Here is a 24,441-nt window from a genome sequence, read left to right on the forward strand (position 1 = left end):
GAAGCGGAGAGTCGTGGACACCGAGCGTGTGGAGCATGTGCCGGAGGAGGGCACCTCTGCGTTCGTTCGCATCCGTGAAGGCATCGATGCGATCGCACACCGCTCGCCCGCCCGGCTGACGATCGGTGTCTTCGCCCTGGTGATCGCGGTGATCACCGGCCTGCTCTCGCTGCCGATCGCCACAGCGAGCGGGCAGCGTGCCCCGTTCGCCGATGCCTTGTTCACCGCCACCACCTCGGTGTGCGTGACCGGGCTGGTCACCGTGCCGACGGCCACCTACTGGTCCAGCTTCGGGCATGCCGTGATCGCGGTCGGCATCCAGATCGGTGGCCTGGGCGTGATGACCTTGGCGTCCATCCTCGGCCTGGCGGTGTCCCGCCGGATCGGGCTGACCCAGCGGCTGCTTGCTGCTGCGGAGACCAAGACCACCAGGCTCGGCGAGGTCGGGTCGCTGATCCGTGCGGTGCTGGTCACCACTGCGGTCATCGAGGGGGTGCTGATGCTGGTGCTGCTTCCGAAGTTCCTGATGATCGGCTACCCGATCGGCCGGGCACTGTGGCACAGCCTGTTCCAGTCGATCTCGATCTTCAACAACGCCGGGATCATCATCGAGGAGACGCTGGCGCCGTACACCGGTGACTGGTGGATGTGTCTGCCGATCATCATCGGTGGGTTCATCGGTGCGCTCGGCTTCCCGGCGATCCTGGCGATCACGCAGAACTGGCGGCGCCCGCGGCGCTGGTCGCTGCACGCGAAGCTGACCGTGGTCACCAGCGCCCTGCTGTTCGCCGTCGGTGCGGTAGCGATCGCCGCCCTGGAGTGGGGCAACCCGGACACGCTCGGACCGCTGTCGCTGAACGAGAAGATCCTGAGCAGCCTGCTCGCGGGGATGACGCCCCGCTCCTCCGGGTTCTCCACCGTGGAGGTGGCCTCGATGAGCGAGGGCACCTGGCTCGTGCAGGAGGCGCTGATGTTCGTCGGCGGCGGTAGTGCGTCCACGGCCGGCGGGATCAAGGTGACCACCTTCGCCGTCATGCTGTTGGCGATCGTCGCCGAGGCGCGCGGTGACCGGGACATCGAGGTGTTCGGCCGGCGGCTGGACCCGGGCGTGGTGCGGGTAGCGATCGCCGTGGCGTTCGTGGGCGCCACGATGGTCGGCGCGGCCTCGCTCGCGCTGCTCGTGCTCACCGACCTGCACCTGAACCAGGTGCTGTTCGAGGTGATCTCCGCATTCGCCACCTGTGGCCTGACCACCGGGATCACACCGACGCTGCCGGACTCGGCGAAGTATGTCCTGGTGGCGCTGATGTTCGCCGGCCGGACTGGCACGATGACCCTGGCTGCGGCGCTGGCCCTGCGGGACCGCCGGCGCGTGATCCGTTTCCCCGAGGAGAGGCCGTCCATTGGCTAGGAAATCCGACCGTCAAGCGGCTACCGAGATCGACTACGGGCACGACGCCAGCGTGCTGGTGATCGGGTTGGGCCGGTTCGGCGCCTCGCTGGCTGCCACCCTGGACGGGCTCGGTCGGGACGTGCTCGCCGTGGAGCGCGACCCCGAGCTGATCCGTGCCTGGAGCGGACGAATGCCGCTCGTCGAAGCGGACGCCTCCAACCCGGATGCGCTGGAACAGCTGGGCGCACGAGACTTCCCGATCGCCGTCGTCGGCGTGGGCACCTCGCTGGAAGCGAGCGTGCTGATCACCGGAAACCTGGTGGACATCGGCACCCCGCTGATCTGGGCGAAGGCGATCTCTGCCGAGCACGGCCGCATCCTGCAGCGGATCGGCGCGCACCACGTGGTATATCCCGAGCATGACGCCGGCGCGCGGGTCGCGCACCTGGTCTCCGGGCGGATGCTGGACTTCATCGAGCTGGAGGACGAGTTCACCATCGTGAAGATGCGCCCGCCGAAGGAGACGCACGGGTTCACGGTCGGCGAGGCGGACATCAAACGCAAGTACGGCGTGACGGTGATCGGCGTGAAGGAGCCGGGCAAGCCGTTCGAATATGCCACCGCGGACACCCGCATCGATGCCGGAGACGCGCTGATCCTGTCCGGTGACACCGTCCTGCTGGAGAAGTTCGCCGCCCGGCCCTAGTGGGTTCGCGTTCCCGGAGGGGGCCGCAGGAGCAGGTTCAGCCGCGGGTCGGTGCGCTGCTTCGGCCGGCGGGAGAGCTGCTCAGCTCGATGTCCAGCGACTCCTGTGCGTACCGCATGTTCTCGCTGTACTCGGGCTGCTCCAGGCGCTGCCAGATCGCCTCCTCCGGCACTGTCTCCACCTGTTCGGTAACCCACCAGATGTTGCCCAGTGGGTCTTTGACGCGCCCTCCGCGCTGACCGAACGCATTGTCTCCGAGTTCGGTGACCACGCTCGCACCCTGCGCGACCGCTCGAGCGACGGCCGCCTCGGCATCGGGCACCCATACCCGCAGCAGGCTCGGCATCTGCGGCCATTCCGGGCGCCGGTCGAAGGCGAGCACCACGGTGGTGCCGACCCGAATCTCTCCGTGACCGATCGATCCGTCGGCTGTCTGCACGCGGGCGAGCTCCTCGCCGTCGAAGACGGAGGCGATGAAATCGAGCAGCGCCCCGGTGTCGTCGGTGACGACCCAGGGGGCCACGGTGGTGTAGCCCGCCGGGGTGGCGGAATCGGTCCGGGCCATGATGACTCCCTTGGTTGGTAGTCCTCAGGCTAGAGAGGATTGGTGCCAGTTACTGACCGCAATCCGCGAGGCCCCGACCGACGTGGAGCACTACTCCTCGAGCGACCTGCCGAGCTCGACCGAACGAGCCCGGGCCGCCTCCACCGCGGCGACCACCCCGGCGCGCACCCCGTGCTGGTCCAGGGCACGTACCCCGGCCACAGTGGTGCCCGCCGGTGAGCTGACCTGCTCCCGCAGCACCACCGGGTGCTCGCCGGACGCTGCGGCCATCGCGCCTGCGCCGGCCACCGTCCGCGTCGCCAGCTCCAGAGCGGTCGCCCGGCTCAGCCCACCGAGCACCCCCGCCTCGGCGAGCGCGTCGATCAGGTAGAACACATACGCCGGGCCGGAACCGGAGATCGCGGTCACCGCGTCCTGGTCGGACTCGGGCACCCGCAGCACCGTGCCGGTACCGCTGAGCAGCTGGGCCACCTGGTCGAGGTGGGAGTCGGTGGTATGGGAACCGGGGCTCATCACGCTCACCCCCTGCCCGATGGTGGCAGGCGTGTTCGGCATCACCCGGACCACCGGCACCGGCGCTTCCAGGCGGGATTCGATGAACGCGGTGGGGATGCCGGCGGCGATGCTCACCACCAGTACCTCCGGCCCCAGCACAGGGTCGATCTCGGCGAGCACCGCGGCGACGTCCTTCGGTTTGACGGCCACGATCACCACGTCCGCGCAGGCCACCGCCTCGACGTTCTGCTCCACCCAGCGGACGCCGTGCGCCGCGGCGCGCTCCCGGCCGTGCTCGGGCCGCCCGTCGCTGATCCGCACCTGTGCTGGATCCACGACGGTCAGCAGCGAGGTCAGTACCGCTTCGCCCATCACCCCCACGCCGATCAGGGCTGTGTCGCTGGCCATGGGCACTCCTCGGGCTGCTCGGGATCATCCGGCCGACGCTCGCCTGGCCGTGAAAGCACGCTACCGGTTCATCCGGCCTTACCGCCGATGTCACCGCCGCACGCTAGCGTCTGGGGTATGGCTGCTGCTCGCACTCCCCGCCCGTCCTTCCGCTGCGCCGAGTGCGGCTGGACCACGGCCAAGTGGGTCGGCCGGTGTGGCGAGTGCCAGGCCTGGGGCACAGTCGTCGAGGCCGGCGCACCTACGTCAGGCCCACGCACGACGGCGGTCGCGGCCGTGGCGAGCCCCGCTCGCCAGATCGGTGAGGTGGACGCCCACGAAGCCCGCTACCGGCCCACCGGAGTGGGTGAGTTCGACCGGGTGCTCGGTGGGGGGATGGTGCCGGGCGCCGTCGTGCTGCTCGCCGGCGAGCCGGGCGTGGGCAAGTCGACCCTGGTGCTGGACGTGGCCGCCCGCGCAGCCTCGACGGGGCAGCGGGTGCTGTATGTGACCGGGGAGGAGTCGGCGAGCCAGGTGCGGATGCGCGCGGACCGGATCGGGGCGATCCAGGACGGTCTGCTGCTCGCGGCGGAGACCGATCTGGCCACCGTGCTCGGTCACGTGGAGCAGATCCAGCCGGACCTGCTGATCCTGGACTCGGTGCAGACCATCGGTTCGGCCGACGTCGATGGCACCCCCGGGGGCGTGTCCCAGGTGCGCGAGGTCGCCTCCGCAGTGATCGGCGTCGCGAAACGTACGGCGATGCCGGTGGTCCTGGTCGGGCACGTCACCAAGGACGGGTCGATCGCCGGACCACGGGTGCTGGAGCACCTGGTGGACGTGGTCTGCCAGTTCGAGGGCGACCGGCACGCCCAACTGCGGATGGTTCGAGCGGTGAAGAACCGCTTCGGCAGCACCGACGAGGTCGGCTGCTTCGCCCTGGCGGAGAACGGGATCACTTCCCTGGCCGACCCGAGCGGACTGTTCCTGTCCGGGCAGCGCGACCCGGTGCCCGGCACCTGCGTGACGATCACCCTGGACGGCCGGCGGCCGATGCCGGTGGAGATCCAGGCACTGACCACGCACCAGTTCTCCTCGAACCCGCGGCGGACCACCGCCGGGGTGGACTCGGCGCGGGTGTCGATGACCCTGGCGGTGCTGCACGGTCGCCTCGGGGTGGACACCGCCGCGCGCGACGTCTACGTGGCCACAGTCGGCGGTGCGCGGGTGACCGAACCGGCCTGTGACCTGGCGATCGCGCTGGCGGTGGTCGGGGCGCGCCGCGAACTCACCGTGCACCACGGACTGATCGCCATCGGCGAGGTCGGTCTCACCGGCGAGGTGCGCTCGGCGATCGGGCTGCAGCGCCGGCTCGCGGAGGCCGCCCGGCTCGGGTTCACCCGGGCGATCGTGCCGGCGGCCGGGGATCTGGGCACCGTGCCGGACAGTCTGGAGGTGATCCGGGTGGCGAACCTGCACGAGGCGGTGGCCACCGCGGAGCGCGTGGAGAAAGTGCGCAACTCCGACCCGGTACCGCTGCGCCGGGTCTGAGCACTCGCTTCGTCACCGGCGCAGCCCTGACCTGTCGATGCGGCATGCTCGCGTAGAGTGTGCTCCGACCAGCCCGCCTGGACGGAAGGAACCGTTGGTGCCCGATTCCACCCTCGCACCCATGCTGCGCGAGACACTGCGCGCCGTGGCACCGGGGACGGAGCTTCGTGACGGGCTGGAACGCATCCTGCGGGGCCGGACCGGTGCGCTGATCGTCCTCGGCAACGACGAGACCGTGGCCTCGATCTGCTCCGGCGGCTTCGAGCTGGACGTGCAGTTCTCCTCCACCCGGCTGCGTGAGCTGGCGAAGATGGACGGCGCGATCGTGGTGGACGAAGGTGCCAAGCGGATCCTGCGCGCGGCCGTGCAGATGATCCCGGACGCGACCATCGAGACGACGGAGTCCGGTACTCGCCACCGGACCGCCGAACGCGCCGCCAAGCAGACCGGGTTCCCGGTGATCTCGGTGAGCCAGTCGATGCGCATCGTCGCGCTCTACGTCGGCGGACAGCGGTACGTGCTGGAGGACTCCGAGGCGATCCTCTCCCGCGCGAACCAGGCCCTGGCCACCCTGGAGCGGTACAAGTCACGTCTCGACGAGGTCTCCGGCACGCTCTCCGCGCTGGAGATCGAGGACCTGGTGACCGTGCGCGATGTCACCTCCGTGGTGCAGCGCCTGGAGATGGTGCGCCGGATCTCCGCCGAGATCTCCGACTATGTGGTGGAGCTGGGCACGAACGGCCGGCTGCTCGCCTTGCAGTTCGACGAGCTGATCGGCGGGATCGGGCCCGGTCTGGAACTGGTGGTCCGCGACTACCTGGACGCCCGCGGCCCGCGCACCCTCGATGAGGTGCTCGACGCCCTGGCCGATCTGGATTCGGCCCAGCTCATCGACCTGCCGCACATCGCCCGGATCCTCGGCATCGGCGGCCGGCAGGGCGAGTCGCTGGACTCGGCGATCGCCCCGCGCGGCATCCGCATGCTCACTCGAATCCCCCGCCTGCCGATGTCGGTGGTGAACGCACTCACGGGCCACTTCGGCACCTTGCAGAAGATGCTCGCCGCCACTATCGATGACCTCGAGGTGGTCGAAGGGGTCGGCGCCCAGCGTGCGCGAGCGGTGCGCGAGGGGCTGTCCCGGCAGGCCGAGGCATCGCTGCTGGAACGCTTCTCCTGATCCTGCGGTCAGGCCGATCGGCCCAGCGCACCCCGTCCAGATTCGGCACCCGCCGCCGGAGCCGGGGTCAGTTCAGCGTGAGCGCCCGGCGCTCGGTCACCTCGCCACCGTCGACGGCGAGATTCACCTGCACACGATAGGTCCCCGCGCGTGCTTCGCGCGTGTCGCTCGGGCAGTCCGCCGCACTCCGCCGGCCGCTCCACGTGATGGTGTTCTCCTCCACCGCTCCGGCGGCGAGCAGGATCTGCCGTTCGTCGCCGCTGGCCGGGCACTGCGCGGTGGTCCAGACCGTGTCATCACCAGAGGTGACCCTCAGCTCCAGACTCGCATTGCCCACATCCAGCAGGCAGGGCACCTGTCCGGTATTGGTGATGGTGACCGGCACGTCCACCCGCGACCCGGCGGCGACTTCACCGCTGGCCAGGCCGAGCTCGAGAGAGACCGCATCCGGCTGGCAGCCGACCGGGTTGGCGAGCGCCTCCTCGTCCGGGCCGGTGGAATCCGCCGTCGGCTCGGCGGTGGCGTCGGAGTCGTCGGAGCCGAACCGGTCCAGCAGCACAGGCACACCTCGCACCACCCCGAAGGCGACGGCTGCCACCACCAGCAGCGCGAGGACGCCGACCACCACCCGGCGGCGGCGGAACGTCGCCGCCCGGTCCTGCGCGGCCTGGCGCCGTGCAGCGCTGGAGCTCGTCCCGCTGCCGCGGCCGGCCGCCGTCCCGGGCCGTTGCCGCGTCGCCGTTCCGGAGCTGGGCTGCTTCGTCGTCGAACGCTTGCCCCCAGCGGGTTTCGCCGCCGGGGTACCGGCGCCGCTGGTCTTACCTGTTCCGGCGCCGCTGGTCTTACCTGTTCCGGCGCCCTTGGGCTTGCCAGCTCCGGCGCCTTGGGACACCCGGGTGCCGGTCCGCTTCGCCCTGTCCGCCGTGCCGCGCGTTCCGGAACCACGGGTGTTCCTGGTCGCCCCCTGCCCCGAGCGGGAGCGCCCGGTCGCTGCACCCTGGCCGCGACCGGACGAGCCGGTGCGGCGCTCGGGAGTTCGGGGCTGTTTCGACACGACCTGACGGTAACCCGCCGACCATCGCTGCGCCGCGTATACGCGCCGGGACCGGGCGAGGTGCGCCGCTCAGCGACGAGACTGTCGCGGGCCCTTCTTCGCCTTCTGCTGCCGCACCCGTTCCTCCTCGGCCAGCACCTCCTGGTGCACCTGCCGCTCCTGCTCCAACCAGGCTGGCGGCTCCGCCCGGAGGGCATCGATCTCGGCAGTGGTCAACGCCTCGTCGGCCCCGGCCCGGAGCAGACCGGCAATAGAGACCCCGAGCCGGCCGGCCACCACCGGGCGCGGGTGCGGGCCCTCGCGGCGGAGCGTGTGCAACCACTCCGGCGGGTGCTTCTCCAGGTCGGCCAGCTGCGCGCGTGTCAACCAGGCGGACTGGAACTCCTCCGGTGCCGCAGGAAGGTAGATTCCCAGCTTCTTCGCCGCGGTGATCGGCTTCATCTTCTGGTCGGCGCTCGCGCTCATGGGGGCAGTATGCCCCGCCGATACCCTGTCTGAATGCCAGTTGCCCCGTTCCGGCTCGGATACGTGCCCGGCGTCACTCCCGCCAAGTGGGTCCGCACCTGGACCGAGCGCCACCAGCTCCCGCTGGAGCTGGTCCCGCTGACCGCCCCGACCGCAGCCGCGGCGCTGACCGAGGGGACTGTGGATGCCGCGCTGCTGCGCCCACCGGTCGACTCCGAGACGGTCAGCGCCATCCCGCTGTACACCGAGGTCACCGTGGTGGTGGCGGCCAAGGACCATGCGCTGGCCGCCCTCGAGGCCGAGGAAGAGGCCACGGCCGCAGATCTGGCCGGCGACGTCCTGCTGCACCCTCTCGACGACGTCTACCCCGACACCAGCCACCTACCCGCCACGGTCCTCGATCACCGGCCGGCCACCACCGCCGATGCCATCGAGCTCGCCGCCGCAGGAACCGGCCTGCTGATCGTGCCGATGTCCCTGGCCCGCCTCTACCACCGCCGCGATCTGCTCTACCGCACCCTCGCCGGAGCGCCGGGGGCGCCGGTGCTGCTCGCCTGGCTCACCGAACAGACCACCGACGCCGTCGAGGACTTCATCGGCATCGTCCGCGGCCGCACGGTGAACTCCACCCGCGGGCGCCGCCTCGAGCCCGAGGCCGACCCGTCCGACCAGTCCGGCCGGGACTCCGGTGCCCCTTCTGCGCGAGGCGGCTCCGCTGCCCGGGCGAGACCTGGCCAGGGTGGCGGACCCGCGAAAGGTGCCTACCGCCGTCGGCCATCATCAGCACGCGGTCAGCGGCCCGGATCCAGGCGCCGAGGGCGCCGATGACGGCGCAGGACTCCCCGGACCCGATGGCGCTACGACGCCCGATCCTGCACTGGTACCGCGATCACGCCCGCGACCTCCCCTGGCGCCGCCCCGACACGTCCGCCTGGGGTGTGCTGGTCAGCGAGGTGATGCTGCAGCAGACGCCGGTGGTTCGGGTGGAGCCGCGATGGCGGGAGTGGATGACCCGCTGGCCCACTCCGGCGGATCTGGCCGCTGCCCCGACCGCTGACGTGCTGCGTGCCTGGGACCGGCTCGGGTACCCGCGCCGTGCGCTGCGGCTGAGAGAGGCGGCCCGCGCGATCGCCACCGAGCATGGCGGGATCGTGCCGGCGGACGAGCAGGTGCTGCGTGCCCTGCCTGGGATCGGCGACTACACCGCTGCCGCAGTCGCATCGTTCGCTTACCGGCGCCGCGCGGTGGTCCTGGACACCAATGTGCGGCGGGTGCTTGCTCGGGCCGTCGATGGGCAGGCGCTGCCGCCACCCTCACCGCGCCGCGCGGAGCGCGAGCGTGCCGAGGCGCTCCTCCCCCGCGACGGCGCAGCCTCCGCCCGTTGGAACGTCGCCGTGATGGAGCTGGGCGCCCTGGTCTGCACCGCCCGCTCACCCCGGTGCGCGCACTGCCCGATCGCCCGCCGCTGCGCCTGGGTAGCGGCAGGACGGCCAGCGGACACGCACGCCGATCGACGGCGCAGCCAGGCGTGGCACGGCACGGACCGGCAAGCACGGGGCCGGGTGATGGCGGCACTGCGGGAGCAGGACCAGCTCTCCGCCGCCGAGGTGGCCGACCTCTGGCCCGAGCCGGGGCAGCGGGACCGGATCCTCGCCGCTCTGGTCACCGACGGGCTCGCCGAGGCCGAACGCGACAGCGACGGCGTCCCCCTCGCCTACCGGCTGCCGGCCGGCGGAGCGTCCTAGGCCCCGCGTCCGCGCGGCTTGGCCGTTGCCTGCACCCGTCTCCAGCGTGGGAGCAGAACGGTCGAAGTTTGCTGTGATGCTTCTTGGCCGCTACGTTAACGCATGTTCATGCATAGGCGCTTGGATATCTGGCAAAGGGCGTCTCACCAACATTCGCGGAGGCAACGTGTCTAACGACGGACCGGACAAGATCGCCGATGGCTCACACCCTGGACTCTCCCGACGGCGGATGCTCGCCGCCAGCGTCGCGGCGGGGATAGGGGCCGCGGGCGCAGGTGGACTCCCGGCGGCTGCCGATCCGGGCGATGAGTCGACCAGCGGCGGGCAACTGGCCGATCTGCCAGGCCCGTGGGAGAACGGGAAGCTGATGGTCTCCGAAGACGGACGCTTCCTGCAGCACGAGAACGGAACGCCGTTCTTCTGGCTGGCCGATACCGCGTGGCTGCTGCACAAGCTGTCCCGGGAGGAGATGGGGCAGTACTTCGACAACCGACAGGAGAAGCAGTACAACGTGGTGCTCCTGCAGGTCATCCCGGCCAACCTGGAGTTCGCGGACTACTACGGGAACTCACCGTTCATCCGCAACAACATCCGCCGGCCGAACCCCGAGTACTGGGACCACATCACGCACATGGTGGAGGTAGCGGCACAGGCGGGGATCTACATGGCGATGAACGCCGTCTGGCGCAACATCGTCAAGGACGGTCTGATGTCCGCCACCGATGCGGCGTGGTACGGACGATGGCTGGCCCGCCGCTACCGGGACTACCCGAACATCGTCTGGCTGATCGGCGGCGACGCACCCGGCCACGAGAAGATGGAGGTCTGGCTCAGCCTGGCCGAGGCGATCCGAGGCCAGGACCCGGACCACCTGATGACGTTCCACCCGAACGGCCGGTTCTCCTCCTCGACGTGGTTCCACAACGAGTCCTGGCTCGACTTCAACATGTTCCAGTCCGGGCACCGCAACTACGAGCAGACCTACAGCGGGGTCTCGCCGACCTACAACAGCATCGACGTGCCGACCTATTGGAAGGCCGAGGACAACTGGATGTATGTGCACGAGGACCACGCGCGCTACCCAGCCAAGCCGACCATGGACGGCGAGCCGAGCTACGAGCATGTGCACCAGGGACTGCACGACTTCTCCACGCCGTTCTGGGACGACACCGACACCCGCCGCTACGCGTACTGGTCCGTCTTCGGCGGTTCCTGCGGCCACACCTACGGCAACGGCGGCGTGATGCCGATGCACGTTCCCTCGGACGGGCCGGTGAACGGCTACGACGTCGCCGAGTACTGGTACGAGACGATGGACGATCCGGGCGCCGGGCAGCTGCAGCACATGAAGAACCTGATGCTGTCCAGGCCCTATTTCCAGCGAATCCCCGGCCCGACGATGTTCGACGGGGACCCCGGGTTCCGCCACGACCGCCTGGTGGCGACCTACGGGGAGCACTACGCGTTCGCCTACATCCACACCGGCCGCTCGTTCTCGCTGCAACTGGGGCACGTCACCGGCGACCGGGTGGTGGCGTGGTGGTACGACCCGAGGACGGGAGAAGCGTCCCGCATCGGCGAGTACGACAACATCGGAGTTCGGACGTTCAGCCCGCCCGGAGGCAAGCAGGTAGGCAACGACTGGGTCCTGGTGCTGGACGACGCTTCCCAGCAGTTCGGGAAACCAGGAGAGCCGATGGACCAGTCGTGAAGCCACCCACCCCCTCGCTCGCTCGTCCTCCCGCCCGGCGGACGGTCCGGCGCACCGTCCGGAGCTGAGCAGGGCACCCACTAGGCTCATCGCGAGCTGCCGCGCGAGGATGACCTCGCGCGGACGGCACTGGGAAGGCGAGCGCCGGGAGCGGGAGGAGCAGGACACGAACGTGGACGAGGACGCAGCCCTGGAGGATGTGGCGATCGCGCGTGCGCTGCGCGCGCACACCCGCACCCTGTTGGTGATGTGCGCCGCGTGTGCAGTGCTGGCCCTGGTCGGCGCGGGAGCGCTGAGCATGGCCGGGCAGTACCGCAGCGATGTGCGGGTGGTGGCGGGACTGACCATGCTCGGCGGTGCACAGCTGCTCGCGATCGCCGCCGCCGCGATCGCCGGCCTCGGCTGGATGGGCATCGCCCGCGGTGTCGGTGAGCCGGGGAGCCGGACCAGCCAGGATGCCGTCCGGCGCGAGCTCCCACAGCGTGAGATCGCCCGCACCGCGCGGCGCCTGGCCGTGCTGCTGCGCGTCATCATCGCCCTCGCCGTAGTCGGGGTGACGATCTGGGCGATCGTGGATATCGGTGCCGTGATCGGTGCCGCTGTCGGCGCCGTACTGCTGGTGCAGGTGGCGGTGGTGCTCGCGATCGTGCGGGTGAACGTGCTGCTGCGACCCCGGCTGCCCTGACGACGCTGGAGTTACCGGACGATCAGCCAGACCACGATCAGCACGGCGAGTATCAGCAGGGTGACCGGCCAGTTCGTGCGCCGGCCACCGCCGTCGTGACCGTACTGCCGGCGCCGGCGGTAGGACCGGTATCCGGAACCGGACGACCGTGACCGTGACCGTGACCGGCTGGAGAACGATGAGCCCGATGACCGCCGGCGGGAGGACCCGAACGAGCTCCCACCGCCGGACCTGCTCCGAAACCGCGAGCCGCCGCTTCGCCTGAACCCGCCCATCCGCTTACCCATGGCACACAACCTAGCCAATTCCGCGCGAGGGCGGGCCTCAGTCCAGCTGGCGAAGCATCCGCGTGTTACCCAACGTGTTCGGCTTCACCCGCGCCAGGTCCAGGAACTCGGCGATACCGTCGTCCCGGGAGAGCAGCAGCTCCAGGTAGACCTCCCGGTCCACCACCTCGCCCTCGATCGGTGCGAACCCGTGACCGGTGAAGAAGTCCACCTCGAAAGTCAGGCAGAACACCCGGGTCAGCCGGTACTCCCGGGCCCGGTCGAGCAGCGCCTCGAGCAGCTCGTGCCCCACCCCGGTGCCGCGCCGGTCGGCACGGACCGCCAGCGTGCGCACCTCGCCGAGGTCTTCCCACATCACGTGCAGCGCGCCACAGCCGACGACGTCACCGGTGCTGGGGTCCTCGGCGACCAGGAACTCCGGGACCGACTCGTAGTAGCCAACCAGGTCCTTGGCCAGCAGGATGCGCTCCTCCGCATAGGGGTCCACGATCGTGCGGATGGCGCGTGCGTCAGCGGGCAGTGCGGGGCGAATCACCAGGTGGGGCTGGTCGGCAGCTTTCACCTGCTCAGCCTGCCACGCTCTCGGGACTTAGTCGCTCCAACAGCAGCCGCGCGGTCGTCTCGTCCGTGACCAGATCGGTAGCCACCCGGGCGCGCAGCGCACCGAGCAGCGCAGGGACCTTCGCCGCACCGACCGCCACACAGACCCGGCGGCCCAGAGTGCGCAGCTCATGCGGTGTCGGGCCGGTCGCTCGGGCGTTGATGGCGATATCCCGGTAGGTGCCGTCCTCGCGCAGGAAAACGGTGCACACATCCCCCACCACCCGGTCAGCCGCCAGCTCGTTCATCTCCGTATCGTCCAGATACCCCGCGTTGTACACGTGCGAGGGCACGTCGGCGGCGAGCGCGCCGACTCCGAACAGGGCGAGGTCCACCCGCCGCTGCACGGCCAGCACCCGACGGATGCTGCGCTCGCGCCACATCGCCTCTTTGGTCTCGGCGAAGTCGAAGAACGCCGGCACCGGGAACAGGTACGGCGTGGAGTCGAACTCGGTGGCGATCGTCGAGACCAGATCGCCGGCGTAGGTGACGCCGCCCGCGTAGGTGTTCGCCGCTCCGTTCAGCTGCACCACGATGCTGCCGCGGGCCGGGCTGGGGTTCAGGTGCCGGGTGATCGCGGTCACCGTGGTGCCCCAGGCCACGCCGACCACCATGTCCGGACGGACCCACTCGGTGACCAGACCGGCGGCCACCATCGCCACCTGTTCCAGCCGTTGCACCTCGCTGGCACGTTCGCGCACGGGCACCACGTGCGCCACGATGCCGAAGGTCGCCGCCAGCCGATGTCCGAGATCGGCACCAGTGCCGCTAGGGCGGCGCAACGAGATGCGCACGATGCCCTCGTCCCGGGCAGCCTTGATCAGGCGGGACACGGTGGACCGGGAGACGCCGAGCGTCCCGGCGATGACCTCCATGGTCTGGTCCTGGAGGTAGTACATCGTCGCGGCACGGTACGCATCGTCCTCACGCACTCGTTCATCCTTTCCGCGAACAGCCTGCACGTTCGTGCACGATGGTTGCGCACTCGTGCGCTCGAGGCAACTATGGCGGTCAGGACACCGTGCAACCACACCGACGTGCCGGGCGGGTGCCGCAACCAGTGCGTGGTGAGGAAGCGTCGAGAAATTCCGCCTCGGCGGAGCCCTCCAACACCGAAGGAACGACATGCCTGACTATGTACTCGCCATCGATCAGGGCACCACGAGCTCCCGGGCGATCATCTTCAACCACTCCGGTCAGATCGTGGAGAGCGGCCAGATCGAGCATGAGCAGATCTTTCCGAAAGCCGGCTGGGTGGAACATGACCCGCAGGAGATCTGGCGGAACACCCGTGAGGTCGTCGGGCTGGCGCTCGCCCGCGCGAGCCTGAGCAAGAGCGATATCGCTGCCGTGGGCATCACCAACCAGCGCGAGACCACCGTGGTCTGGGACAAGAACACCGGTGAGCCGGTCTACAACGCCATCGTGTGGCAGGACACCAGGACCCAGAAGATCGTCGACGAGTTGGGCGGCCAGGAGGGCGCGGACAAGTACAAGGCCACGGTCGGCCTTCCGCTGGCCACCTACTTCTCCGGGCCGAAGATCCGCTGGATCCTGGAGAACGTCGAAGGCGTACGCGCCAAGGCCGAGGCCGGGGACCTGCTGTTCGGCAACACTGACGCCTGGATCCTGTGGAACATGACCGGCGGCGTCAACGGTGGCGTGCACGTGACCGACGTGACCAACGCCTCGCGCACCATGCTGATGGACCTGAAGACGCTGCAGTGGGACTCCGAGATCGCGGCGGACATGGGCATTCCGATGTCGATGTTGCCGGAGATCCGCTCCTCCTCCGAGGTCTACGGCAAGGGTCGCGAGGGTGGCATGGTGCCCGGGGTACCGATCGCCGGGATCCTCGGCGACCAGCAGGCGGCTACCTTCGGCCAGGCGTGCTTCGAGGTCGGGATGGCCAAGAACACCTACGGCACCGGCAACTTCATGCTGATCAACACCGGCGAGGAGGCCATCCCCTCCGAGAACGGTCTGCTGACTACCGTGGCCTACAAGATCGGCGACCAGAAGCCGATCTACGCCTTGGAGGGCTCGATCGCGGTGACCGGCTCCCTGGTGCAGTGGCTCCGGGACAACCTGGGCCTGATCAGCGAGGCACCGCAGGTCGAGGCCTTGGCCAAGACGGTCGACGACAACGGCGGCGCCTACTTCGTGCCGGCATTCTCCGGATTGTTCGCCCCGTACTGGCGCTCGGACGCCCGCGGCGCCCTGGTGGGCATGACCCGGTTCGTGAACAAGGGCCACATCGCCCGCGCCGCGCTGGAGGCCACCGCCTACCAGACCCGCGAGGTGGTCGATGCGATGAACGCCGACTCCGGGGTGAACCTCAGCGAGCTGAAGGTCGACGGCGGAATGGTCGCCAACGAGCTGCTGATGCAGTTCCAGGCCGACATCCTCGGTGTGGACGTGATCCGCCCCGAGGTCGCCGAGACCACCGCCCTGGGTGCGGCCTACGCCGCGGGCATCGCCGTCGGCTTCTGGTCCGGAGAGCAGGACGTGATCGACAACTGGGCCGAGGGCAAGCGCTGGACGCCACAGCTGGACGCCGACGAGCGCGAGCGCCTGCACCGGAACTGGAAGAAGGCGGTGACCAAGACCTTCGACTGGGTGGACGAGGACACCCCGGCCTGACCGGCAACCGGACCTGGCACGCCACCGGGCCACCGGACCTGGCACGCCACCGGGCAACCGGGCCACCGGGCAACGGAGGTAACTTCGGGGATCGGAGGTGAGGTACATCCTCTCTCCGATCCCCGAAGTTGCCTCCGTTGTTGCGGCACCGCCGGGGACCGCGAGTTGCCTCGGCCGGTGACGGCGGTCCAGGCTGCGGGTATGGACGCGAATTCCGCCAGGATCGGCGTGATCGGGCTGGGCACGATGGGGGCCGAGATGGCCCAGCATATTGCCGCCGAGCATGCGGGCACCGGTGTGCTGGTGCACTCCCGACGGCGAGAGAGTGCCGCGGATGCCGAGGCGGCCGGAGCGCACTGGGCCGCCACGCCCGCAGAGATCGGCGCCAGCTGCGCAGTGGTGGTCACGGTGCTACCGGACCTGCCGGAACTGGAGCAGGTGCTCGCCGGTTCGGACGGTCTGCTCGCCGGGCTGACCCGACCGACCGGTCCGGCCGGGCAGGACCGCCGGGCCACACCCACAGTGCTGGTGATCTGCTCCACCTCCTCCCCCGGCGGAGTGCGCCGAATGGCCGCCGATCTGGAGGCGCGCACCGGCGGACTGCTGCACTGCGTGGACGCCCCGCTCAGCGGCGGCCGGGAGGGTGCCACGGCCGCGACGCTGTCCATCTTCGCAGGCGGCAGTGCCGCAGATGTGGCTACGGCAACACCGGCACTCGCTCCCTGTGGCCGGGTGGTGCACCTGGGCCCGCTGGGCGCCGGTCAGGTGGCGAAGGCCTGCAACCAGCTAATCGTGGCTGCCACCACGGTCGCACTGGCCGAGAGCGCAGTGCTCGCCGAACGGTCCGGGCTGGACCTGGCCGCCCTGTTCGACATCCTCGGCGGTGGCTACGCCGGCAGCCGGCTGCTCGAGGTCAAGGCCGATAAGCTCACCCACCGCGACCACAGCCCGGACAGCCCCGCCAGGCTGATGATCAAGGACCTCCAGTTCGTTCTGGACGAGGCCGAGACGACCGGCACCCCCGACGAGCACGTCCGCCTCCTGCAAGACCTCTACCGCCAGGTGGTCGGTGCTGGGCTGGGCGATCTGGACTCCACTGTGGTGCAGCGCTACCTAGCCGAACGCTGAGCCAACCCGCCAACCCGCCAACCCGCCAACCCCGCCAACCCCGCCACCAACCTCACCCGGCCACCCCGCCCGCAGCTCCACCCAGCCCGCAGTCCCATCCCGGGCGATTCGGCAGCCAGCCCGCCCGCAGTCCCACCCAGCCCGCAGGCCCACCCGAGGCGATTCGGCAGCCAGCCCGCAGAGGCGATACCGCGGAGCACTACTCACCGTGCCAAGTAACGACTGAATGGATTCAGCAGGCGAGAGCAGGCGAGAGCAGGCGAGAGCGGGCACTGGGCTGCGGATAGGTACGGGCGGGGCCGGACAGGCGCTGGCGCACGGCCGCGAGAATCTCAAGGAGTGGGAAACGGTTTCTAGTCGACCGGCCGCTTAGCGGCGCGGCTCAGTTGACATGACAAGTCTTCGTTGACTAGTTTATCAGAAATCGGTTTCTCGCCGCTGACCGCTACCTTGTCGACAGGATGCCCATGTCTGACCGTTCTGCCCGCCGCTACGCCGTCATCGGGACAGGCGGGCGGTCGCGGATGTACATCGACGCCCTCACCTCGAGCCACGCCGACCTGGGCGATATCGTCGCGTTCCTCGACCCGAACGAGGCGAGGATGGCCCACTACGACCGTTACCTCGCCGAGCGCGGCCGGAGCGCACCACCGCACTTCACCCCAGAGTCGTTCGAGCAGATGCTCAGCACCGCTCGCCCGGACGTGCTGATCGTCACGAGCAAGGACTCCACCCACGCCGACCACATCGTGGCCGGCCTGGATCACGGACTGGACGTCATCACCGAGAAGCCGATGACCATCGACGTCCCCAGCCTGGAACGGATCGTCCGGGCCGCGCAGGGGTCCACCGGCAACCTGACCGTCACCTTCAACTACCGGTACTCCCCGCGCAACTCCACCGTGCGCCGGCTGATCGCCGAGGGCGCGATCGGCACGGTGACGTCGGTGCACTTCGAATGGTGCCTGGACACCGTCCACGGCGCCGACTACTTCCGCCGCTGGCACCGGGACAAGGACAGCTCGGGCGGCCTCGCCGTGCACAAGTCGACACACCACTTCGACCTGGTGAACTGGTGGCTGGACGACGTCCCCGCGACTGTGTTCGCACTCGGCGGCCTACGCTTCTACGGCGCCGAGAACGCCGCATCCCGGGGCCTGGCCCCTCGCCCCACGCTGGGCCGGGACCTCGTCACCTCCGGCGACCCGTTCGCACTCGACCTGGCCGCCGATCCTCAGCTCAAGGGCCTGTTCCTGGACGCCGAGCACCTGGACGGCTACCACCGCGACCAGGATGTCTTCGGACCGGGCATCACCATCGAGGACAACCTCTCGGTGACCGTGGGCTACCAGGGCGGTGCTGCGATGTCCTACTCGCTGAACGCCCACTCCCCCTGGGAGGGCTACCGGGTAGCGTTCAACGGCACCGAGGGCCGGCTGGAGCTGGACGTCGTCGAACGCGGGGCGGTCAGCAGCGACCGCTCCACCAGCGGTTTGGGGGCCGGAGGCAAGGAGCGCCCGGTCCTCGACCCGAGTGCCACCGAGGCCGAGCGCACCGGACAACGTCTGCGACCGCACGGCTCACGCTTGATGCTGCAGCGGCAGTGGTCCCAGCCGGAGGAGGTCCAGATTCCCGAAGGCGCCGGCGCGCACGGCGGCGGGGACACGATGCTGCTGGACGACGTCTTCCGCGGTGGGGCGCAGGACCCGCTAGGCCGCCAGGCCGGCTATCACGACGGCGTCCGGTCGGTGATCATCGGCGCCGCCGTCAATGACTCGCTCGCCTCGGCCCGCGCGATCCAGCTCGCCGACTACGGCGAACTGCTGCACTCCGCAGTCCTCAACCGTTAGCCCACCGGCTCTCCGGCCCACCGGCCGGCGGCCACCACACGCGAAAGTCCCGGCGATGGCGCTTCCTCTCCACCCCGATACCCCGGCCCACCCGGGTGAGTACCGCAACCCGGTCCTGGACGAAGACTGGCCGGACCCGGACGTGATCCGCTGGGGCGACGGCTACCTGATGGTCGCCTCCAGCTTCAATCGTGCCCCGGGGCTGCCGTTGCTGCGCTCGTCGGACCTGGTCACCTGGGAGATCGTCGGCCACGCCCTGCCGGGTCTGCCGCCGGCCGAGCACTTCGCCCTCCCCCGGCACGGCGGCGGCGTCTGGGCGCCCTCGATCCGCGCCCACCGCGGCACGCTGTATCTCGTCTGGCCCGATCCGGACCATGGCCTGTACGTCTCCACGGCGACCGACCCGGCCGGGCCGTGGTCCATCCCGCACCTCGTGCTCGCCGGACAGGGGTTGATCGACCCCTGTCCACTCTGGGACACCGACGGCCGCGCCTACCTGGTGCACGGCTGGGCGGGCAGCCGGTCCGGGGTGAAGAACCTGCTCACGGTGAGAGAGGTCAGTCCGGACCTGAGGTCGGTCCTCGCGCCGGGGCGCACGATCATCGACGGCGCAGCGTTGCCGGGCTACCGCACGCTCGAGGGGCCCAAGTTCTACTTGCGGGACGGCTGGTACTGGATCTTCGCCCCGGCCGGCGGTGTGGCGACCGGATGGCAGGCGGCCTTCCGGGCCCGGTCGGTGTACGGACCGTACGAGGGACGCACCGTGCTGGCCCAGGGCGCTGGACCGGTGAACGGCCCGCACCAGGGGGCCTGGGTCACCGATCCCGGTGGTGCCGACTGGTTCGTGCACTTCCAGGACCGCGGTGCCTATGGGCGGGTCACCCATCTGCAGCCGATGCGCTGGGACTCCGGCGGCTGGCCGGTCCTCGGCAACGACGGCGAACCGGTGCTGAGCCACGCTGCCCCGGTGAACTCCACCCGCCAGGGGATGCGCGCCGTCGACGGTAGTGATGACTTCACCGGCACGCTGAACCGGAAGTGGCACTGGCAGGCCAACCCCGATCCAGCCTGGTCCATCCTCAGCGACGGGCACCTGGACCTGCAGCCGATACCGAACGACCTCGGCGACCTGCGCCAGCTACCCCAGGTGCTCAGCCAGCAGCTGCCCGCCGTGGCGTGCACCTTCCAGACCAGCCTTACCCTGAGCCGCACCACCGAGCCTGTCCGCACCGGGCTGGTGCTGCTCGGTCAGGAGTACGCGTGGATCGGAATAGAGGTCCGCGAGGGCGGCGCCCACCTGGTCTGCCGCCGCTCCGGAACGGACCAGAGCGCCGACCGCCGCCGGGTGGAGGAGCCGGTCATCGACCAGGCGCTGCCCGCTGCTGCCACGGTGCGGCTCAGGCTCAGCAGCGACGGCGCCGGCGCCGTGCAGCTGGCCTGGTCGACCGGCGACACCGACTGGGCCTGGGTACCGCAGACCTTCACCCCGGTCGAAGGCCGATGGATCGGCGCAGAGGTCGGGTTGTTCGCCACCGCACCACCAGGGGCCGGATCGCCGCCATTGGCGCGGTACGGTGCCTTCCAGATGAGAAGTACTCAGTCGACCCCCGGGGAGGCGTGATGAGCACCACCGGCGCGGCGACGATCGCCGAAGTAGCGCGGACGGCCGGGGTCTCCCGCGCCACCGTGTCCCGGGTGATGAACGGTCGCGCCACGGTGGACCCGGCGATGGCCGCCCGGGTGCGCAAGGCCGCCCGGGAGCTGAACTACTCCCCCAGCACCGTGGCCCGCAGCCTGTCCCTGGGCCGCACCCAAACGGTGGCGCTGCTGGTGCCGGATCTGGGCAACCCGATGTTCCAACAGGTGCTGCGCGGGGCGAATCAGGCCGCCACCAAAGCCGGCTACCGGATCCTGGTCGCGGACAGCATCGAGGAACCGGAGCGGGAGGCCGAGCTCGCGATCGAGGCCCGCCGGCGCTGCGATGCACTGATTCTGTGCTCACCGCGGATGCCGGAAGACCAGCTGAACGAGGTGCTCACCGCGACCGCCCCCGTGGTGCTGGTCAATCGCGAACCGCACGGTAGCGACGTCCCGGCGCTCGCCGTGGACTACGCCACCGGCATCCGCACTCTCGCCGAGCACCTGATCGGACTCGGTCACCGCCGGTTCATCTACCTGGCCGGTCCCGTGACCTCGGCCTCTAACACCGCCCGGCTGGAGGGACTGGCGCTGCTGCAGGCGGCCCACCCGGAGATCAGCATCCAGCACAGCCCCTGCGGGTCGATGATCGAGGACGGCTATGCCGCCCTCGAGGCGGTGCTCAACTCCCAGGCGACGGCGGTACTCGCCTTCAACGACCTCGTCGCCTTCGGTCTGCTCGGCAAGCTGAACGAGACCGGGGTGGGCGTACCGCGCGGCATCTCGGTGGCCGGGTTCGACGACATCGCCTTCGCCAAGTACGCCACCCCCGCGCTGACCACGATGTCCGTACCCCAGATGGACCTCGGCCGGCACGCCTGGGACCAGCTGCACCAGCTGCTGGTGGGTGAGGCGGAGAGTACCTCCCTGTTCTTCCGACCCCGGCTGATCGAGCGGGTCAGCACCGGACCCGCCCCGGTCCAGCCGACCACCGCACCGGCCGCGCCGGAGGCCGGCAGCCTGCCGCTGTGGTCCCGGGACGACGACGCCGGTGTGCTGCGTGCGGCCGGGTCCTCCCTGGCCCGGTACGAGCGCCACCCGGCGATGCCGGACGTGCACGCACCGCGGCCGTACCTGCACCCGGTGCACACCTGGAACGGCACCCCGCTGACCGAGATCTCCCCGCTGGACCACCGGCACCAGTACGGCGTCTCCCTGGCGGTCGCCCAGGTGAACGGCTCCTCGTTCTGGGGCGGGCGCACCTACGTGCGCGATGCCGGGCCCACGCTGCTGCAGATCCACGGCACCCAGGTCAGCCACGACATGACCCTGGTCGGACCGGCGCTGACCGAGCAGCTCACCTGGTTCGGCCATGACGGTGCGGAGCTGCTCACCGAACGTCGGCGGCTGACCGCACGGACGTTGCCGGCCCAGCACGGCTGGGAGCTGACCTGGCAGTCCCTGCTGCACGCGAGCGCCGGTCCGGTGACCATCGACTCCCCGGCCACCCAGGGCCGTACCGGAGCCGGCTACGGCGGGATCTTCTGGCGCTTCCCGGACGACGGCGAAGCCTCGATCACCTGCGCCGATGGCACCGGCGAAGAGGTCGCCCACGGGTCCACCTCACCGTGGCTGCTGCTCTCCCGGGCGGGCGACCGGCCCTGGACGGCACTGCTGCTCCAGCAGGGTGAGGTGCGCCCGTGGTTCGTGCGCTCCACCGATTTTCTCGGTGCCGGACCGGCGCTGGCCTGGTCCGAGTCGTTGCACATCCCCGCCGGGGACAACCTGGAGGTGGGGCTGCGGGCAGTGCTGTTCGACGGCGTGGTCGGCGCCGACGAGGTCACGGAGCTGATCGAGTCGGTCACCGAGTAGGCTGATGGCCCGATGACGGCTGTGCTGACTGCGCTGGGCACGATGACGCTCATCGCGTTGGCCGGCTGGCTGCTCGCGACCACGAGGGTGCTCGGCCCGGAGGCGCCCAAGGTGCTCGCCCGGGTGGTGTTCACCCTGTCCACCCCGAGCCTGCTGATCACCACGATCGGCTCCGCGAACCTGGAGCTGCTGCTCACTCCTGCGGCCCTGAGCACCTGGGTGAGCACACTGATCGTGGCCGCGATCGCCGTCGTGATCTTTGCGTTCCTGCTGCGCACGGACCGGTCGGTGACCACGATCGGGGCCCTCTCGGCGAGCTATCTCAATGCCGGCAACCTGGGTATCCCGGTGGCCGTGTACGTGCTCGGCGACGCGCTCGCCGTGGTGCCCACGATGCTGCTGCAGCTGCTCGTGCTCGCCCCGGTGGCTTTCGCCGTCGGGGACGCCCGCCCCGGGCGGCGACGCCGGGATGCCGTGCTCCGTGCGCTGCGCAGCCCGCTGACCGTCGCCGCGCTGCTCGGTCTGGCGCTGGCACTGGTTCCGTGGCAGTTGCCGACGGTGCTGTGGGAGCCGCTGCACGCACTTGCCGCCACTGCCGCTCCGCTCGCGCTGCTCACCCTGGGCATGTCCATGGTGCGCTCAGCACCGCCTCCGGGTGCCCCGAAGCCGGCTCTGGACCGGCGGCACTGGGCGGGGGTGCTGGTCGCCACCGCGATGCGCACGCTGGTGCACCCGGCGCTGACCTACCTGGTGGCGGACCTGGTGGGCGTACCGCCCGAGGCGAGGTTCGCCGTCGTGCTGATGGCCGCGCTACCGACCGCACAGAACGTGCTGGTCTACGCGATGCAGTTCGACGCCGGGCAACGCCTGGCCCGGGACGCTCAGGTGATCACCACGTTCGCCTCGCTGCCACTGATGGTGGCGGTGGTGGCGCTGCTGCACTGAGTCAGCCCTTCACCGAGCCGATCAGCGCGCCCTTGACGAAGTAGCGCTGGATGAACGGGTAGACGATCAGCATCGGCAACGTGGCCACGGCGATCACCGCCATCTTCACCGATTGCGCGGGCGGGACCACGTCCACCACCGAGGCGTCGGCATTCAGCCCGCTGGCCACGATCACGATCTGGCGCAGCAGCACCTGGATCGGCCAGAGCGTGGAGTCGTTGATGAACAGGATCGCCCACATGTAGGTGTTCCAGTACGCCACGGCGTAGAAGAGCCCGATGGTAGCGATCGAGGCGACCGAGAGGGGCAGCACGATCCGGACGAACACCCCGAACTCGGAGCAACCGTCGATCCGCGCCGCCTCTTCCAGGCTGTCCGGGATGCTCTGGAAGAAGCTGCGCATGATCACGAAGTTGAAGGCATTCACCGTGAACGGCAGGATCAGCGACCACACCGAGTCCAGCAGACCCAGCCCGTTGACCACGATGAACAGCGGGATCATGCCGCCGCTGAACAGCATCGTGAAGACCACCAGGAAGTTGATCACCCGGCGGCCGCGCAGGTATCGCTTGCCCAACGCGTAGGCCATCAGCGAGGTGACCAGCAGGCTGAGGAACGTGCCCACCACGGTGACGAACATCGACACCCCCATGGCCCGGAAGATCGTCGGAGTGGACAGGACGTAGCGATAGGCGTCCAAGGTGAACTCGCGCGGGATGATCACGAACGCGCGGGTAGCCAGTTCACCGGGGTTGGCCAGCGAGCTACCGATCACGTGCAGGAACGGCAGCAGACAGACCAGCGCGAACGCGATCAGCACGGCACTGTTCACCACGGAGAAGACCCGTCGCCCGGAGGTCGGCTTGCGGAGCCGGTCCGGGCGGTAGGTGATGGTGGTCTCGGACCTGGCGGCCATCAGGAGCTCCCGTCCCGGACTGGGCGCGCAGCGAACAGGCCGGCGCCGAGGAAGAAGAAGAACGCGATCGGGTAGGCGATCAGCTGGCTGCCCAGCAGGCACACTGCACCGGCGGCGAGCAGCCACCAGCCCGGCGCCCTCCGCCAGGGCCGGCTGCGGGTGAGCAGCACGGCCACAGCAGCCAGGGCGAGCACGAGCAGCAGGGTGAAGCCGAACCAGGCGCCGAGCGTGCGACCCGCCTCGAACGCCTCGGCCGACGAGAGGTCCTCCGCCCCACCCAGCAGCACCGGACGGACCACGTCGGCGAACGCAGCCTCGTCGAGCCGGTTCACCACCAGGGCGAAGCCGCCGAGGAACAGCGTGGCCAGCACCGCCCCGATACCCGTCAGCCACAGTTCGGCGGTTCGGCGGATCGAGGGCGCGGGTGGGGGTACAGCCTCGTCCTGCGGCCGGCGCCGCTGCTCAGCCCTGGCGCTCATCGTCACCCTGCACATCCAGGCGGATCCGGTCGCAGGTGCTGATCACCACGTTCCGGGGGCCGCCGCCGGCCGCGGCTGCCTCGTCGATCGCTTGCTGCAGTCCGGCGGTGGCCGGTGCGAGGGAGGAGACGTTCTCGAGTGTGGGCACG

The 24,441-nt window shown here is 70.0% G+C and carries 23 protein-coding genes; 14 read left to right on the forward strand and 9 right to left on the reverse strand.

Annotation, left to right across the window (positions count from 1 at the left end; translation table 11 throughout):
• The first annotated feature begins 13 nt into the window (after positions 1 to 13).
• A complete protein-coding gene (locus tag FU260_RS20105; RefSeq protein WP_235912405.1) occupies positions 14 to 1,411 on the forward strand; it encodes a TrkH family potassium uptake protein in 1,398 nt (465 codons plus the stop codon).
• Positions 1,404 to 2,099 carry a potassium channel family protein gene (locus FU260_RS20110; RefSeq protein ID WP_147918662.1) on the forward strand — a complete coding sequence of 232 codons (696 nt, stop codon included), beginning with the start codon at positions 1,404 to 1,406 and terminating at the stop codon, positions 2,097 to 2,099. The genes FU260_RS20105 and FU260_RS20110 overlap by 8 nt, the downstream gene beginning before the upstream one ends.
• Before the next feature lie 37 nt (positions 2,100 to 2,136).
• Here the strand turns inward: FU260_RS20110 and FU260_RS20115 are convergent, their stop codons facing one another.
• On the reverse strand, positions 2,137 to 2,664 hold the full coding sequence (locus FU260_RS20115) for a VOC family protein (RefSeq protein WP_147918663.1): 528 nt from the start codon (positions 2,662 to 2,664) through the stop codon (positions 2,137 to 2,139).
• Positions 2,665 to 2,754: 90 nt separating this feature from the next.
• A complete protein-coding gene (gene proC / locus FU260_RS20120; RefSeq protein WP_147918664.1) occupies positions 2,755 to 3,567 on the reverse strand; it encodes a pyrroline-5-carboxylate reductase in 813 nt (270 codons plus the stop codon).
• A 117-nt stretch (positions 3,568 to 3,684) separates the two neighbouring features.
• Here proC and radA point away from each other — a divergent pair, with 117 nt between their 5' ends.
• Together radA and disA are read left to right on the forward strand one after the other, a co-directional pair.
• On the forward strand, positions 3,685 to 5,097 hold the full coding sequence (gene radA, locus FU260_RS20125) for a DNA repair protein RadA (protein ID WP_147918665.1): 1,413 nt from the start codon (positions 3,685 to 3,687) through the stop codon (positions 5,095 to 5,097).
• A 121-nt stretch (positions 5,098 to 5,218) separates the two neighbouring features.
• Entirely contained in the window at positions 5,219 to 6,274 is a 1,056-nt protein-coding gene (disA, locus tag FU260_RS20130) for a DNA integrity scanning diadenylate cyclase DisA (RefSeq protein WP_210418134.1), read from the forward strand.
• A 67-nt stretch (positions 6,275 to 6,341) separates the two neighbouring features.
• Here the strand turns inward: disA and FU260_RS20135 are convergent, their stop codons facing one another.
• Both FU260_RS20135 and FU260_RS20140 read right to left on the reverse strand, forming a co-directional pair.
• Positions 6,342 to 7,328, reverse strand: a complete 987-nt coding sequence (locus FU260_RS20135) for a hypothetical protein (RefSeq protein WP_147918667.1) — start codon at positions 7,326 to 7,328, stop codon at positions 6,342 to 6,344.
• Between the two features lie 69 nt (positions 7,329 to 7,397).
• Positions 7,398 to 7,793 carry a DUF5997 family protein gene (locus FU260_RS20140; RefSeq protein WP_147918668.1) on the reverse strand — a complete coding sequence of 132 codons (396 nt, stop codon included), beginning with the start codon at positions 7,791 to 7,793 and terminating at the stop codon, positions 7,398 to 7,400.
• Between the two features lie 33 nt (positions 7,794 to 7,826).
• Here FU260_RS20140 and FU260_RS20145 point away from each other — a divergent pair, with 33 nt between their 5' ends.
• The 4 genes from FU260_RS20145 to FU260_RS20160 all read left to right on the forward strand — a co-directional run bounded on the left by FU260_RS20145 (position 7,827) and on the right by FU260_RS20160 (position 11,934).
• Positions 7,827 to 8,621, forward strand: coding sequence for a LysR substrate-binding domain-containing protein (locus FU260_RS20145; RefSeq protein WP_147918669.1), 795 nt, complete (start codon positions 7,827 to 7,829; stop codon positions 8,619 to 8,621).
• The gene (locus FU260_RS20150; RefSeq protein WP_147918670.1) at positions 8,618 to 9,538 is read left to right on the forward strand and encodes an HhH-GPD family protein; all 921 of its coding nucleotides are present in this window, start codon (positions 8,618 to 8,620) and stop codon (positions 9,536 to 9,538) included. Before FU260_RS20145 ends, FU260_RS20150 begins: the two co-directional genes overlap by 4 nt.
• Before the next feature lie 166 nt (positions 9,539 to 9,704).
• Complete coding sequence (locus tag FU260_RS20155) at positions 9,705 to 11,249, forward strand: glycoside hydrolase family 140 protein (RefSeq protein ID WP_210418135.1); 1,545 nt, start codon at positions 9,705 to 9,707, stop codon at positions 11,247 to 11,249.
• Between the two features lie 109 nt (positions 11,250 to 11,358).
• The gene (locus tag FU260_RS20160) at positions 11,359 to 11,934 is read left to right on the forward strand and encodes a hypothetical protein (protein WP_147918671.1); all 576 of its coding nucleotides are present in this window, start codon (positions 11,359 to 11,361) and stop codon (positions 11,932 to 11,934) included.
• Between the two features lie 324 nt (positions 11,935 to 12,258).
• Here FU260_RS20160 and FU260_RS20165 read toward each other — a convergent pair whose 3' ends face one another.
• Both FU260_RS20165 and FU260_RS20170 read right to left on the reverse strand, forming a co-directional pair.
• On the reverse strand, positions 12,259 to 12,783 hold the full coding sequence (locus FU260_RS20165; protein WP_235912406.1) for an amino-acid N-acetyltransferase: 525 nt from the start codon (positions 12,781 to 12,783) through the stop codon (positions 12,259 to 12,261).
• A gap of 4 nt (positions 12,784 to 12,787) precedes the next feature.
• Positions 12,788 to 13,753 (reverse strand): sugar-binding transcriptional regulator, encoded by a 966-nt coding sequence (locus FU260_RS20170; protein WP_268957806.1) that lies wholly within the window; start codon positions 13,751 to 13,753, stop codon positions 12,788 to 12,790.
• Positions 13,754 to 13,946: 193 nt separating this feature from the next.
• Between FU260_RS20170 and glpK the strand changes: the two genes are divergently transcribed.
• The 6 genes from glpK (at position 13,947) to FU260_RS20200 (ending at position 22,897) form a co-directional block, all read left to right on the forward strand.
• Complete coding sequence (gene glpK, locus FU260_RS20175; RefSeq protein WP_147918672.1) at positions 13,947 to 15,464, forward strand: glycerol kinase GlpK; 1,518 nt, start codon at positions 13,947 to 13,949, stop codon at positions 15,462 to 15,464.
• Between the two features lie 201 nt (positions 15,465 to 15,665).
• A complete protein-coding gene (locus FU260_RS20180) occupies positions 15,666 to 16,592 on the forward strand; it encodes an NAD(P)-dependent oxidoreductase (protein ID WP_147918673.1) in 927 nt (308 codons plus the stop codon).
• A gap of 467 nt (positions 16,593 to 17,059) precedes the next feature.
• The gene (locus FU260_RS20185) at positions 17,060 to 18,442 is read left to right on the forward strand and encodes a Gfo/Idh/MocA family protein (protein ID WP_147918674.1); all 1,383 of its coding nucleotides are present in this window, start codon (positions 17,060 to 17,062) and stop codon (positions 18,440 to 18,442) included.
• A 55-nt stretch (positions 18,443 to 18,497) separates the two neighbouring features.
• Positions 18,498 to 20,063 (forward strand): glycoside hydrolase family 43 protein, encoded by a 1,566-nt coding sequence (locus tag FU260_RS20190; RefSeq protein ID WP_147918675.1) that lies wholly within the window; start codon positions 18,498 to 18,500, stop codon positions 20,061 to 20,063.
• Positions 20,063 to 21,952, forward strand: a complete 1,890-nt coding sequence (locus tag FU260_RS20195) for a DUF6807 family protein (protein ID WP_147918676.1) — start codon at positions 20,063 to 20,065, stop codon at positions 21,950 to 21,952. The genes FU260_RS20190 and FU260_RS20195 overlap by 1 nt, the downstream gene beginning before the upstream one ends.
• Before the next feature lie 12 nt (positions 21,953 to 21,964).
• The gene (locus tag FU260_RS20200; protein ID WP_147918677.1) at positions 21,965 to 22,897 is read left to right on the forward strand and encodes an AEC family transporter; all 933 of its coding nucleotides are present in this window, start codon (positions 21,965 to 21,967) and stop codon (positions 22,895 to 22,897) included.
• Position 22,898: 1 nt separating this feature from the next.
• On the opposite strand, the gene FU260_RS20205 is transcribed toward FU260_RS20200, so the two are convergent.
• Genes FU260_RS20205 through FU260_RS23700 form a run of 3 tightly spaced genes read right to left on the reverse strand, consistent with a single transcriptional unit; the run spans position 22,899 to position 24,440 of the window.
• Positions 22,899 to 23,813 carry a carbohydrate ABC transporter permease gene (locus tag FU260_RS20205; protein ID WP_147918678.1) on the reverse strand — a complete coding sequence of 305 codons (915 nt, stop codon included), beginning with the start codon at positions 23,811 to 23,813 and terminating at the stop codon, positions 22,899 to 22,901.
• On the reverse strand, positions 23,813 to 24,292 hold the full coding sequence (locus FU260_RS20210; protein WP_147918679.1) for a DUF4064 domain-containing protein: 480 nt from the start codon (positions 24,290 to 24,292) through the stop codon (positions 23,813 to 23,815). Before FU260_RS20210 ends, FU260_RS20205 begins: the two co-directional genes overlap by 1 nt.
• On the reverse strand, positions 24,276 to 24,440 hold the full coding sequence (locus FU260_RS23700; protein WP_168211875.1) for a hypothetical protein: 165 nt from the start codon (positions 24,438 to 24,440) through the stop codon (positions 24,276 to 24,278). Before FU260_RS23700 ends, FU260_RS20210 begins: the two co-directional genes overlap by 17 nt.
• Position 24,441: the final 1 nt, after the last annotated feature.

It is taken from the genome of Ruania zhangjianzhongii, from assembly GCF_008000995.1.
Taxonomy (GTDB): Bacteria; Actinomycetota; Actinomycetes; order Actinomycetales; family Beutenbergiaceae; genus Ruania; species Ruania zhangjianzhongii.